The organism is Maritimimonas sp. 2205BS37-2, assembly GCF_056591755.1.
The window spans coordinates 228,447-242,881 of sequence record NZ_JBWQOI010000001.1; the positions used below are offsets into that span (position 1 = coordinate 228,447).

13 protein-coding genes are annotated in these 14,435 nt (G+C 33.0%); 11 read left to right on the forward strand and 2 right to left on the reverse strand.

The annotated features are described in order from the left end of the window. Nucleotides 1–15: 15 nt before the first annotated feature. The 8 genes from AC1EUU_RS00985 (at nucleotide 16) to AC1EUU_RS01020 (ending at nucleotide 9,075) form a co-directional block, all read left to right on the forward strand. A complete protein-coding gene (locus AC1EUU_RS00985) occupies nucleotides 16–1,335 on the forward strand; it encodes a SusE domain-containing protein (RefSeq protein ID WP_480199506.1) in 1,320 nt (439 codons plus the stop codon). 77 nt (nucleotides 1,336–1,412) lie between these two features. Further along, entirely contained in the window at nucleotides 1,413–3,944 is a 2,532-nt protein-coding gene (locus tag AC1EUU_RS00990) for an alpha-amylase family glycosyl hydrolase (protein WP_480199507.1), read from the forward strand. 237 nt (nucleotides 3,945–4,181) lie between these two features. After that, complete coding sequence (locus AC1EUU_RS00995) at nucleotides 4,182–4,622, forward strand: DUF4870 domain-containing protein (RefSeq protein ID WP_480199508.1); 441 nt, start codon at nucleotides 4,182–4,184, stop codon at nucleotides 4,620–4,622. Between the two features lie 125 nt (nucleotides 4,623–4,747). Beyond that, nucleotides 4,748–5,089, forward strand: coding sequence for a PadR family transcriptional regulator (locus AC1EUU_RS01000; RefSeq protein WP_480199509.1), 342 nt, complete (start codon nucleotides 4,748–4,750; stop codon nucleotides 5,087–5,089). Continuing rightward, complete coding sequence (locus AC1EUU_RS01005; protein ID WP_480199510.1) at nucleotides 5,086–6,900, forward strand: PspC domain-containing protein; 1,815 nt, start codon at nucleotides 5,086–5,088, stop codon at nucleotides 6,898–6,900. The genes AC1EUU_RS01000 and AC1EUU_RS01005 overlap by 4 nt, the downstream gene beginning before the upstream one ends. Nucleotides 6,901–6,959: 59 nt before the next feature. Continuing rightward, nucleotides 6,960–7,415 (forward strand): nuclear transport factor 2 family protein, encoded by a 456-nt coding sequence (locus AC1EUU_RS01010; RefSeq protein ID WP_480199511.1) that lies wholly within the window; start codon nucleotides 6,960–6,962, stop codon nucleotides 7,413–7,415. Nucleotides 7,416–7,544: 129 nt separating this feature from the next. After that, nucleotides 7,545–8,252 carry a head GIN domain-containing protein gene (locus AC1EUU_RS01015; protein WP_480199512.1) on the forward strand — a complete coding sequence of 236 codons (708 nt, stop codon included), beginning with the start codon at nucleotides 7,545–7,547 and terminating at the stop codon, nucleotides 8,250–8,252. A 148-nt stretch (nucleotides 8,253–8,400) separates the two neighbouring features. After that, nucleotides 8,401–9,075 carry a hypothetical protein gene (locus AC1EUU_RS01020; protein WP_480199513.1) on the forward strand — a complete coding sequence of 225 codons (675 nt, stop codon included), beginning with the start codon at nucleotides 8,401–8,403 and terminating at the stop codon, nucleotides 9,073–9,075. Here AC1EUU_RS01020 and AC1EUU_RS01025 read toward each other — a convergent pair whose 3' ends face one another. Next, complete coding sequence (locus tag AC1EUU_RS01025; RefSeq protein ID WP_480199514.1) at nucleotides 9,076–10,197, reverse strand: glycoside hydrolase family protein; 1,122 nt, start codon at nucleotides 10,195–10,197, stop codon at nucleotides 9,076–9,078. A gap of 219 nt (nucleotides 10,198–10,416) precedes the next feature. Between AC1EUU_RS01025 and AC1EUU_RS01030 the strand changes: the two genes are divergently transcribed. Further along, nucleotides 10,417–11,442 carry a carbohydrate-binding family 9-like protein gene (locus tag AC1EUU_RS01030; RefSeq protein WP_480199515.1) on the forward strand — a complete coding sequence of 342 codons (1,026 nt, stop codon included), beginning with the start codon at nucleotides 10,417–10,419 and terminating at the stop codon, nucleotides 11,440–11,442. Between the two features lie 53 nt (nucleotides 11,443–11,495). Here AC1EUU_RS01030 and trxB read toward each other — a convergent pair whose 3' ends face one another. Then, nucleotides 11,496–12,446, reverse strand: coding sequence for a thioredoxin-disulfide reductase (trxB, locus tag AC1EUU_RS01035; protein WP_480199516.1), 951 nt, complete (start codon nucleotides 12,444–12,446; stop codon nucleotides 11,496–11,498). A gap of 226 nt (nucleotides 12,447–12,672) precedes the next feature. Here trxB and AC1EUU_RS01040 point away from each other — a divergent pair, with 226 nt between their 5' ends. Together AC1EUU_RS01040 and AC1EUU_RS01045 are read left to right on the forward strand one after the other, a co-directional pair. Then, the gene (locus AC1EUU_RS01040; protein WP_480199517.1) at nucleotides 12,673–13,161 is read left to right on the forward strand and encodes a hypothetical protein; all 489 of its coding nucleotides are present in this window, start codon (nucleotides 12,673–12,675) and stop codon (nucleotides 13,159–13,161) included. A gap of 356 nt (nucleotides 13,162–13,517) precedes the next feature. After that, the gene (locus AC1EUU_RS01045) at nucleotides 13,518–14,360 is read left to right on the forward strand and encodes a universal stress protein (protein ID WP_480199518.1); all 843 of its coding nucleotides are present in this window, start codon (nucleotides 13,518–13,520) and stop codon (nucleotides 14,358–14,360) included. Nucleotides 14,361–14,435: the final 75 nt, after the last annotated feature.

The following is a 14,435-nucleotide window of genomic DNA, read 5'->3' on the forward strand; positions in this document are numbered from 1 at the left end:
TTAAAAGATTTAAAAATGAAAAGAATTAAATTTTTATACTATAAATTATTCGTTTTATCATTAGTATCCTTATTCATGGGATCTTGTGATGATACCGAACTATTGACCATAAATTCTAATGCCAATGTAGCAATAAATATATCTGCAACTACGGTAGTATTAGAACAAAATAATAATGGTCAAGATGTTTTAACTGTTTCTTGGACAGAACCAAGTTTTGGCTTTGATGCTGCACCCACTTATAGAATTTTATTTGACAAAGCCGGAGGCGATTTTAGTGAAGCAATAGCGATTACTACAGGTACAGATACCCAAAAAACTTTTATGAATGAAGAGCTGAATTCTATTTTAATAAATCTAGAATTCGAAGCAGGTAGTGCTAGCGATCTTCTTATTAAAGTTGTAGCTGTACTCAGTCAAAATGAGAGCATAGAATCGGCGATTTCTACTATTAGTGCAACTTCTTTTGCCTCGGTATTAGATTTATCAACTACGTGGGGCGTGGTAGGATCTGCAGCCAATGATTGGGGAAATGCAGGCCCTGATTTACCATTCTTTAAAACAGGAGAAAATGGAGTAATTGCTGCATATGTAACACTAATTGACGGCGAAATCAAGTTTAGAGAGAACAACGATTGGACCAATAATTTTGGCGATGATGGAGCAGATGGTACGCTAGATGATGGAGGTGCAAATATTGCCGTTACTGCAGGAGATTATAAGATCACAATGGATTTAAATAATCTAACATTTACTATAGAAGCATTTTCTTTAGGAATTGTAGGATCTGCCTATAATGATTGGGGAGCAACTCCAGATTTCATGTTACAATACGATCAATATTCTGATACTTTTAGAGGAGTGGTGACGCTATTAGATGGGGAAATGAAATTTAGAATGAATAATGATTGGACCGTTAATTATGGTGATGATGGTGCCAATGGAACATTAGAAGCCGGAGGTGAAAATATCGTTGCAAGTGCAGGTAACTATATTGTAATTGTTAATTTAAATGATCTAACATATTCTTTAGAAGCTATTGATAATATTTGGGGATTGGTTGGATCTGCCTTTAATGATTGGGGTGCAACTCCAGATGCGCAGTTTACCAGAGATTGGTCTACTACAGACGATGTATGGGTATTAAATGGTGTAACCTTATTAGATGGTGAGTTTAAAATTAGAGCCAATAATGATTGGGGTATAAACTATGGTGACGATGGAAATGATGGTACGCTAGAATTAAATGGAGCAAATATTCCTTCTACTGCTGGTACTTATAATATTACATTAGATTTTAGTAACGCAAGTGTGCCTACAATAACCATAAATTAATTTAAATTCTCTTATATAATGATAAAAGGCTGTTCTTCATTAATTGAAAACAGCCTTTTATTGCATAAAATTAATATATGAAGAAACTTTTACTCATATTTCTTTTCGCAAGTGCCTATTCATTTGCACAGGTACAAAATGTAACTTTCAATGTTACGCCGACCGTTTTTAATGAAGACGATGAAATTACAATTACAGTTTCCAATGTAAACCCTGGAGCATGGGGAGTTTCAGATATTTACCTATGGGCCTGGTCATTCGATACTAACGATAGTAACTCAATGGATTCGCCCACAAATGGTACATGGTCTAATTCAGACGAATCTCAAAAGTTAACCAATAATGGTGATGGGACTTATTCTTTTACGATGACTCCAACCACTTTTTATAGCAGAACCGGTATTGGGAGCATAGGCTTTTTGGTAAAAGCTAAAGACGGTACTGGTGATAAAAAATCACAAGATAATATTGAGCAAGTGGGTACAGTAGACCCTCCACCTACAGTTACCGAGGCTTCTGTTCCGGCAGGAATGCTAGATGGAATTAATTTAGATACAAATGATAATACCAAAGCTACCTTAGTGTTGTATGCACCAGGGAAAGAGTTTGTAAATTTAATAGGCGACTTTAATAATTGGCAACGTGATGATACCAACTACTTACTTAATAAAGACAGTGCTAAAGATCGTTTTTGGATAGAATTAACAGGCTTAACACCACAAACCGATCATATGTATCAATATCTTGTTGATGGCACATTGCGTATAGCAGACCCATATTCTACAACAATTTTAGACGAATCAAACGATGGTTTTATAGATGCTACTACCTATCCAAATTTACCAACCTTCCCAATAGGAAGCACGTCGCATGCAGTTACGTTATTGAGAACGGGCGATGCTGCTTATAACTGGCAGGTTACAAATTTTACACCTCCGGCAAAAACCAATCTCGTGATTTACGAATTATTAATTCGTGATTTTGATGCTTTACATAGTTTTGATGCCGTAAAAGCTCGATTAGATTATTTGCAAGATTTAGGTATAAACGCCATAGAATTGATGCCGGTAAATGAGTTTGATGGAAACGAATCATGGGGATATAACCCTTCATTTCATATGGCTCTAGACAAATATTATGGTACACCAACAGCTTTTAAGCAATTTATTGATGAGTGTCATGCCAGAGGAATAGCGGTTATTTTAGATGTTGTATATAATCACGCAACTGGGCAACACCCATATTTTAGGATGTGGAACACATCTAATGGTGGTTATGGAGGACAGGCGAGTAATGATAGTCCTTTCTTTAATGCTACAGCAACGCATTCATACAGTGTGTTTAATGATTTTGATCATAGCCAGCAGGCTACTCAAGATTATGTAAAACGCACAGTACAATATTGGATAAACGAGTATAAAATTGATGGCTTTAGATGGGACCTTACTAAAGGATTTACACAAAATTGTACCGGCTCTGAAACATGTACAAATCAATATCAACAAGATAGAGTAGATATACTTAAGGAGTATGCTGATTACCAATGGGATGTTGATCCAAATTTTTATATCATTTTTGAACATTTAGGAACCAATTCTGAAGAAACAGAATGGGTTAATTATAGATTAGGTGAAGGAAAGGGTATTATGATGTGGGGAAATCATAACTTTAATTATAGCGAAGCCGCTATGGGGTACCATGATAGTGGTAAGTCTGATTTTTCATGGATATCTTATCTCAATAGAGGATGGAGTGTCCCTGCGAATATAAGTTATATGGAAAGTCATGATGAAGAACGTTTAATGTTTAAGAATCTTTCATTTGGTAATTCAAATGGAAGTTATGATGTTACTAATGAATCTACAGCTTTAGACCGACAAGAATTGGCGGGAGCATTCTATTTTACGATTCCAGGGCCAAAGATGATCTGGCAATTTGGTGAATTAGGATATGATATAAGTATTGATCAAAATGGTAGAACAGGCAACAAACCCATACTATGGAATTATTTTAATGAGCCGAATAGAAAAGATTTATATGATCTATGGGCTCAGCTTATTAAGCTTAAAATACAAGAAGATATTTTTAGAACAGGTACCTTCACTTTAGATGTTGCTAATACTAATGGATTGAAAAAGATCCAACTCACCAATGATAATGCGAGTGATGACTTAGAATATATTACCATCATTGGTAATTTTGGTGTTACAACCCAAAGTATTAATCCAACGTTTCAACAAACAGGGACTTGGTATGATATTTTGAATGATAATTCAACGATCAATGTAACTAATACGAATGCCTTAATAAATTTGGCTCCGGGAGAATTTAAAATATATGGTAGTGGTCAAGTGACTTTATCAGTATTACAATTTGATGAGGTTGAAGGTTTAGCACTATTTCCCAATCCAACGAGCGGAAGTTTTCAAATTACTAAAAACGTTGATCAATTAGATATTTATGATATTTCAGGAAGATTGGTTAAATCTTTTAAGGATGGTTATAATGCGAACTACTTTTTTGATATTTCTGATCTAAATTCTTCAATTTATTTAATAAAATTGAAGTCTGAACAAGCAATTTTTTCTACTAAACTTTTTAAAAAATAGTCTTTTCTTCATAAATTTGAATTGATTAGTCTATAGAGGATGCAATTTTGCATCCTCTTTTTTATTTCAATAAAAATTAATCTAAATAACTTAAAATAAGGACATTAAGCCTTAAATCGATGATTGGATAAAAGTTAATAAAATGTTAAATTTTCAATTTTTTTAGTACTTTGTATTGCATAATACTGTTTTTTGTATATATATTTGCAGTGTCAAGTACTATTAAAATAATTCACAATGTTAACGCAAAGAGAAAAGAACACAGCATTTTTAACGCACTTATCATCCTTTTTTAGTTTCGTATTTCCTTTAGGTAGTATACTGGGGCCACTTATTATGTGGTCAGTTAATAAAGAAAGAAGTGCTTTTGTTGACGAAAATGGAGTAGAAGCTGTCAACTTTAACATTAGTTATGTATTGTACATAACAGTTTTAGGAATGATTATGTTTCCGTTTGCATTTGGCTCTTTTTTCAATCATTTAAAACATGCAGATGATTTTGATTATTTCAATTTTCATTTTGACTGGGGATTTGATAACCTTTTCGGAATCTTAAGTATAGGTTCATTAATAGCTATTTTAGGATTTATAAAACTCATATTAGTTATCGTAGCCGCTATCAAAGCGAGTAGAGGAGAAGTTTATAAATACCCTTTAACCATAAAATTTGTAAAATAACCTGATGAGTATCGGGAATAAATCAACCTAATTATGATATCAATATTAACCACCATTATCTTATATATAGTAGACGTTTTTGTCGCTATATTTTTATAGACCCTAAATAAAGAACAATAAGTATCATGAAGATAGAGAATACAAAAGCGCAAATGCGAAAAGGAGTGTTAGAGTTCTGCATCTTATCTATTTTAGAGGGTGGAGATGCATACACTTCAGAAATCCTATCGCATTTGAAAGATGCAAAACTGCTCGTAGTAGAAGGTACGGTATATCCGTTATTGACCAGATTGAAAAATGCAGGTTTGCTGAGCTATAGATGGGAAGAATCAACTTCTGGCCCGCCGCGCAAATATTATGCACTAACAGAAACAGGTAAACTATTTTTAAAAGAATTAAATACAACTTGGAGTGAGCTCGTTGGAGCTGTAAAAACTGTAACTAGCAAAAAACCAACAAAAAAATGAACAAGACAATTAACATAAATCTAGGAGGAATCTTTTTTCACATTGATGAAACCGCATATCAAAAATTAAAAAGATATATTGATGCTATTCGCAGATCATTAAGTGATGATCCAAAAGGAAGAGATGAAATCATTGCTGATATAGAGCAGCGCATTAGCGAATTACTATCTGAAAAAGTTACAGACCCTCGTCAGGTTGTAAGTGAAACAGAAATAGATGAGGTGATTACCGTTATGGGGCAGCCAGAAGACTATATGGTTGATGAAGAATTATTTTCAGAAGATACCAAACGTACTTATACTGGCGAGAGAACTTCAAGAAAAAGACTATTTAGAGATGGAGAAGATAAGTTTCTAGGAGGTGTTTCTTCAGGAATTGCCTACTATTTTGATGTAGATGTAATTTGGATACGAATTGCATGGTTGGTTGCAACTTTCGGTTTAGGTTTTGGCCCGTTATTATATATCATATTGTGGATCTTATTACCAGAAGCAAGAACTACCGCTGAAAAACTTCAAATGGAAGGAGAAGCTGTAACGATTAGTAATATTGAAAAACGCGTAAGAGCTGAGTTCGAAGATGCCTCTGTGCGTGTTAAGGGAGCGGTTGGCCATGTAACTGATGCTTTAGATGAAGCAACGGGTGCTGTAAAAGAGGGGTATGAAAGTGTTTCCGATTCAATAAAAAAAAAGAGAGACCGCAGAAGGGATAGTAAGGCAAGGTCGGGTATACAAGAGTTCATTGATGTAATTGGTAAAATTATCGTTGCCTTTTTTACGATAATCGGTAAGTTTATAGGTGTTATTTTAATCATCGTTTCGGTGGCTACCTTAATAGGTCTTATTGTAGGTTTATTTACCGCAGGTACTGCTGATTTCATGGGCGCACACTGGATTTTTGATGACGACTTCGTTTTTAGAAATGTAACTACGGTTCCAATCTGGATACTATCATTGTTAATGCTGGTTTTAATAGGAATACCGTTCTTAATGTTATTTTTCTTAGGTCTATTTATAATCTCAGGTAAAACCAAGATTTTAAGTAGAACAGCGAAACTAGTATTATTAGGTGTATGGTTAATCGCATTGTTATCAGCTATTTTTATTGGTGTAAAACATGGAGCTGAATTCGCAAGAGAAGCCCATGTATTAGAAACTACAGATTATACTGCTGTACCATTAGATACCCTTAATATAAAAATGACAGATAATGAAAATCTTTCTAACTATTACTCATTTAGACATCGTTCTGGATTTAGAAAAGTGATAGACGAAAGTGATAATGATAGATTATACTCTAATGATGTGTCGATTTACTTTAAGGAGGCCGATAGCACAGAGGCTTACGTAAAAATAAAGAAAGAAGCAAGCGGAAGAACTAGACAGGTTGCTAAAAGCAATGCCGATAAGATCCAATATAATTTTAATCAAATTGGAAATAATGTATCATTTGATGGGTACTTTTTATTAGACGACAAAGAGCCCTATAGAAATCAAGATGTTCGATTAACCATGTATGTGCCAATAGGCCAGGTGATCTACTTAGATGAGTCTATGCGTAGTTTTTTAGGATGGATTGAGACTACTAATGATATGTATCGGGGAGATATGCCAGAACATTATTTTAAAATGACCGAGGAAGGCCTTGAATGCCTAGACTGTAAAGATGACGTATGGAGTACAGAAGAAGATGAAGAGGAGAAAAATGGAGTAGAGGTAAACGTTGATGAAGATGGTCTTAAAATACAAATCAATGATAACGGAGAGAAAGCCGAAGTAAAAGTTGATGAAAACGGTATAAAAATAAACTAATCATTGAAACCTAATTACAAGAAATTACGTCTTAATAATTAGAATAGAAACGAACAATAATGAAAATAAACTGGATATTCTTGATTCTATTGATACTATCGATCAATGTGGCTGCTCAAATAAATAAAGAGTCAGAATTATATAAGACCATCTTGAATCTTGACGAAGAATTATTTGAGGCATATAATTCTTGTACAGATGCTGAAAAGTTAGCAAAACATGCTTCATTTTATGCCGAAGATATTGAGTTTTTTCATGATATGGGAGGGCTGGCTACCTCCAAAAAGGATATTATAGAATCTATTAAAAAAAATATATGTGGTAAAGTAAAGAGAGAATTTGTATCAGAGAGTATGGAAATGCATGAAATACCAAATTATGGAGTTGTTGCCATCGGATATCATAAGTTTCATAATTTGGTTGAAAAGAGCATTTCAAAACCCTCCAAGTTCATCTCATTTTGGAGAAAGAAAGATGATGGCTGGGAAATGGCCAAAGTAGTAAGCTTGCATTAAACAGTTCATCCCTTAAAATCTACAATTCATCCACATACAATTGAATGAATACTGAGACAACAATACATTTGAATAAAAATTAACCAAAAACCAAGAATCAACCATTATCAACTAAATTAAAAACAACAAATGAAAACAATCACAAAAATTTCGGCAGTATTGATCCTTTTATTAACAACATCGTGTATGTTTAACGGTGTAAGGGGAAATAGAATAGTTAAAACGCAAACTCGAAATATTTCATCAGATTTTGAAGCTATTCGTGTAAGCAATGGTATAGATGTGTATTTAACCATGGGAAATAATACTTCATTAAAATTGGAAGCTGATGAGAACTTACACGATATAATTTATACAGAAGTAGAAGATGGCGTTTTACGCATCTATGCTGAAGAGAATATCTGGAGCGCCAAACGTAAAAGAGTGTATTTAACAGCAGAAAATATTAACGAAATTAAAACTACAAGTGGCGCAGAGCTAGTTACAGAAAATACTTTAGAAGCTGAAGATCTTGAGCTTACAGCTACCAGCGGCTCTGATTTACGTGTTAACTTGAAAGTGGTAAACTTATCGTGTTCTACTACCAGCGGTTCTGATGCAAGATTGCAAGGAGTTGCAGATCATTTTAAAGCAAGATCTACAAGCGGTAGCGGAATCAAAGCTTCAGGTTTAGAAGTAAAGACTTGCGAAGCACGTGTGACCAGCGGTGCAGATATTTCAGTACATGTAACAGAAGAATTAGATGCTAGTGCTACGAGTGGTGGAGATATTAAGTACGTAGGTAATCCTAAAAAAGTAAATAAGAATAGTTCCTCTGGAGGAGACGTAAGAGGATAAAAAATATTTAAAACTGAGTTGTTTTTTCCATTTTTTTGTTAAATGGCGGCTGTCTTGAAAAAGGCAGCCTTTTTTTTTGAAAAAAAATGGAATACTTTACACTAAAACTATTAGAAATGTAGTTATTAAACAATAATTCATGCTTATTATGTTGAAAAAAATTGCATTACTGTTTCTATTGCTTTCCTTTACGGGGAAGCTAATAGCTCAAGATTTTAAGGTCAATATTAATAAATTAACCGAAGAAACTCAGCAGTTATCAGAATCACCTGATAAAATGCGATTAATATGGTGGATACCTACAGATTTTTGGGAAGCCGTTTTTTCTCAAGATCAATCTATACCTAGACAAGAGGCAAATGCTATGCTTAATCAATTTGAAAAATATACAATGATAGCAACTATAGATGGTGATATTGATGCTGATGGTAATATTCTTTATACAAGTGAAGAGGCAATTTTTAATAAACTAAAGGTCATTGATGATAAGCAACAAGAATTTACGCCACTTTCAGATGATATGATTGATTTAGATACAAAACGGCTTATAACCATTTTTAAACCGGTTTTAGCCAATATGCTGGGTAAACTTGGTGAGAACATGCATTTCTTTTTATTCCAGAAGATTGATAATCCGCTTGAAAGAATTGTAAATCCTAAGAATAAAGAAACCTTTATTGTTAAGCTAAATGATGAACAATTTAAATGGCAATTACCACTGGGTTCTTTATTAAAGCCAAAAAAATGTCCTGTTGATCAAAAATTACATGATGGTTCTTGGACCTATTGTCCATATCATGGTAAGCGCTTGACTCAGAAATAACTATTCATAAATTATAGTATTCAAAACTTCCCAATGAGATGTTGTCATTCTACCAGGAGTGAACAAACAAATACCTTTGGCACCATTATTCATAGATTCTTTAATGGCATTTTCAAGTTCTTCAGGAAGTAAACCATGATTTTCAGGATCAGATTCGTTGGTCTTATTTTTTGGCTTAGGACAAATGAACAATCCACTAAAAATTGGTTTCTCATTAGCGGTTAACAATACACTTTCTTTGGTTACTTCTCCTATCCATTTAGTATCTTCTAAATAGAAGTCGTTATAGTTCATCGGATAAAAAGCATCTAAATTCCATTTGTTCCATTCTTGACGTACAATTTTCTTGGCAACAGAATTTGGACCAGGAAATACGGCTGCACTTATCTCCTTATTTTTGCGATGTATGGTGTCAGCTAATTTATTTACAATAGTAGTTATTAAGTTATAACGAAATTGTTTCCATTCTTGAACCTGTGATGGATCTTCCTCATTTTTTATATCAATTCCAGATTGCATTTTAAAATCAGTTGTGCACTTTTCGCAATAACAATAATCAAATTGAGGATATTCTTTATCCATAACCAAACCATACTTTTCCCAAAGCCCCTTTGCGAGTATTACGTCGGGAAATCGTATATAGTCTAAATGTATACCATCTACTTCTTCAACATCGGCAACTGTACTATAAAGATTTTCTAAAAAGGCATAAGTTTCTAATCTATTAGGACACAAGAACTGGTAATAATCAACATAGGCTGGTTTATCGAAGGCAGATTCACCCTTACCATTAACAGCATACCACTCTGGTTTTAATTTCGGATTTGTTGGCTGTACCATAGTTGGAATCCATGCATGAAAACCCAGATTTGATGCCTTAGCAATTTTACCAGCTTTTTCATATTCTTTAGGATCGTGACCAGCTGAATACATGAGTGCATATATTCCTTTATTTTTTAAGTCTTGAAATTGTTCTCTTAAGTCGTCTTCGGAGGCATCGGCATCATGATGCATCCATGCGTATACAAGTATCTTTGGTTCTTTGCTTTTATCATTCTTTGTTGTCTTGTTACAATTACTAAATAGAATAATCAAAACAAGAGCCATAATTATTTTTTTCATGGTATTAAGGTGTTTTCTCTAATAGTTTATGATAATACTAGCGAAATAATCAGTGCTTGAGAAATTATTTCTACCAAATGCACATTTTAAGGGAAGTTCGACATCCTTTTAGACATGTTTATTCTACATTAATTTTATATCTTGTCAAGAGAACATAAATGATTCTTTTCTATTTAAATGATCAACTTTAATTCTTTATGCACGGTATTATTCTATTTTTTGTTAACATTTTTAACTGGTGCCTATGCGCAGATAATCCCTGAAAAATATACTGCGTATAAGACGAATACTGCAATACAGATAGATGGTGATGGTTCAGAATTATCCTGGAAAAAAGCCAGGTGGTCAGCTGATTTTATAGATATCGAAGGGGCTAAAGAACCAAAGTTCAATACAAAAATTAAAATGTTATGGGATGCTACACATTTTTACATATTAGCTCAATTAGAAGAACCACATATTTGGGCTAATCTTGTAAAACATGATACCATAGTATTTCACAATAATAATTTTGAAGTATTTATTGATCCTGATGGAGATACATATAACTATTATGAAATAGAGATAAATGCCTTAGGTACGGTATGGGATTTGTTTATAACAAAACCTTACCGAGAAAATAGCCCAGTGTTGAATGATTGGGAGGCGTTAGGTGCAGAATATGCCATTAAAATTAACGGATCGTTAAATAATCCTACAGATATTGATCATGGTTGGATGGTTGAAATGGCTATACCCTGGAAAGTTTTTAAAACCTCTTATTTTCATAAGAATGTGCCATTAGATAAGTTTTGGAGGTTTAATTTTTCTCGAGTGAATTGGAATTTTCAATTAGAAAATGGTAAATATTTTAGAAAGAAAGACAAAAACGGAAGACTTCTACCAGAATATAATTGGGTTTGGTCTCCAACGGGTGTAATTAATATGCATGAACCCGAGAAATGGGGGTATGTCTATTTTTCATCAAAAGAGGTAGGAGCGAAGGATGTTTTTGAAATACCTAATGATGAGAAAATTAAATGGAAGTTATTTGAATTATACAGGGCTCAAAAAGCATATTATCAAAAGAATAAATCTTGGATACGTTCTTTAGAAGAGATGAATGCAAGTAGTATTAAAGTAGCTACTGAGATTATAAAACCTAAAATGGAAAATCATAGTCAAGGATATAATATTATTGTAAAAAGTCCTTTCTCAGGCAAAAAACTAATCATTCGCGAAGATGGGCGTTTAACTACTAAATAATAAAAAGAACACCTCTCAAGAGGAGAGGTGTTCTTTTTATATTAATAAAGATTTTATCCTTCTAAAGCTGCTAAATAGCGCTCTGCATCTAAGGCAGCCATACAGCCTGTACCGGCGGCAGTAATTGCCTGTCTATATTCATTATCTTGTACATCACCGGCAGCAAAAACTCCAGGTAAATTGGTCTTTGTAGATTTTCCTTTAGTAAGAATATAACCTACATCATCCATATCCAATACATTCTTAAATAAATCTGTATTTGGTTTATGGCCAATTGCAATGAATACTCCTGTTACAGGTATTTCATGGGTTTTACCGCTTTGATTGTTTATAACACGAACACCTTCTACCACAGTATCACCCAAAACCTCTTCTAGTTCAGTATTATATAAAACTTCTAAATTTTCAGTATTGTTAACTCTGTGTTGCATTGCTTTAGAAGCACGCATTTCGTCTCTACGAACAAGCATGGTTACTTTAGTACATAGTTTAGATAAGAAAGTAGCTTCTTCTGCAGCGGTATCTCCACCACCTACTACAATCACATCTTGACCTTTGTAAAAGAAACCATCACAAGTAGCACAGGCCGATACTCCACCACCCTTTAATCGTTCTTCACTTTCTAAGCCTAAATATTTGGCAGTAGCTCCTGTAGAAATAATAACAGTTTCAGCTTCTAATTCTTTTGATCCATCTACTGTTACTTTATGGATGCCTCCGGCCTGATCATTTAATTCAACTTTTGTTATTAAACCAAAACGAACATCTGTATTAAATCGTTCGGCTTGTTTTTTAAAGTCTTCGGTCATAGCAGTTCCATCTACACCATCAGGGTATCCTAAGTAATTATCTACTTCTGTAGTAGTAGTTAATTGACCTCCTGGCTCTAAACCTGTATACATTACCGGATGTAAATCTGCTCTGGCTGCATAGACCGCAGCACTATATCCTGCAGGCCCCGAACCAATGATTAAACATTTTACACGCTCTATAGTTTCTGACATTTTTTTTAGATTTTAAGTGGCAAATTTATAGTATTTTTTATGGATTAGAAGATTCATTAATAACTTTTAATAATTCAAGAATAAATAGAAATAATCTAACCATTTATTAAATTTTCTGTCGCTCTACTTAGTCGTAAGAAATCAAATTATTTACAAAAGGTTTAAAAAGGCATAAAAATTGCAAATAGTTATTAATTTTAAAATAGAACTTATAAAAATATCACTTATGAAGAAATTAATTTTTGCATCAATTTTGTTTATCGGATTTGCTATTAATTTACAAGCACAAGAAATTTCATCACATGCAATTGGTATTAGAACCGGAGATAGTGATGGGTTTGGTATAGAGGTGTCTTATCAAAAAAGTATCAAGGATAATAATAGATTAGAATTTGATCTGGGATTTAGAGATAATAAAAATTATGATGCTTGGAAGCTCACGGGTATTTATCAATGGGTATGGAATATTGACGGTAATTTTAATTGGTATGTAGGAGTTGGAGCCGGGATTGGTTCTTTAGATATTGCTAATGATAATTTCGATGGAGATGATGGTTTGTTTATTAATGCTGATGGTAACATTGGAGTTGAATATAACTTTGATATCCCGTTATTAATTTCCATTGATTTCCGTCCGGAATTTGGACTAGTGAATGATTTTGGAGATAATGACCTTGATTTAGATATAGCTCTGGGAGTACGTTATCAATTTTAAAACAAAGAAGCCTGCATTTGCAGGCTTTTTATATTTTTTGCGTTTATTTTTCAATTTGCTACCTATAAGGCATTTCATACCCTCGTTTGCATTTCAATGCATACACTTTTAACCGTTCCCAAAGCTTTATACACTTAGCTTCAAAGTGGTTAATTATTTCTTTTATTCTATTTACCATAAACATACCCCTAAATATTTTAACAAATATAACAAATATTTACAATTAATTTACATTCAATTAACGTTAAATTTACATTGAATATTGTTTTACGGGATTAACATACTGGTATTTAACTGATTTTTATCATAGTTTTTTAAGTGAATACTTAAGAACTTTGGGTTATTAAAGTTAAACCATGAAAAAAATATTAATTCCCACCGATTTTTCAGACAATGCATGGGATGCCCTTACCTATGCCATTCGTCTTTACGATGATATACCATGTAGCTTTTATATTGTAAATACATACGAAGTCAATGCCGTTGGTGTAAATACAACAATACATACCGGTGCTACAAAAAAGCTATATGATATTCTTCAACAAGATTCTAAAAATGGACTTGGAAAAATTGAAAATTACTTAAATGAATATCTTCTTAACGATAAGCATGAGTACAAAACTGTAAGCAAATCGGGTAGTCTTACTTCTATAATGCAAGAATTAATAAAGTCAGAAGGCATTGATTTAATCGTTATGGGCACCACCGGTGCAAGTGGCATGAAACAGGCTTTTATGGGCAGTAATACAATGACTACTATTAAGAATATTAAAAACTGTCCTATAATAGCAGTACCAAAAGATTTTGAATATAGAGAACCTGAATTGGTTAGTTTTTCTACGGATCTAAAAAGATTATTTACTAGGCAAGAATTAAACTTACTAGTTGAGATTTTATTGATTCACGATCTAGATTTAGAAATACTACATGTTAAAAAAGAAAATGAACTTAGTTCTATTCAGATACAAAATATTGATCTTTTAAAAAAACTTTTAAGTTCAAATGGTGTTGCATATAAAGAAATTGAATTTGATAAATCAGTTTCTAATAGTATTAATAGGTATACTGCTAATAACCATGTTGATATGATCTGTTTAGTGAACTATGAACATAGTTTCATAGAAAAACTTACACATGAGCCTGTTATTAAAAGAGTTGGATTTCATACAGAAATACCATTACTCGTAATTTCAGTATAACAAATGAATGATTTCTAGTTAATTTTGTTACTGTAAATATACTAGCTTGTGCTCTTTAACAAGTTTTTTTTCGAC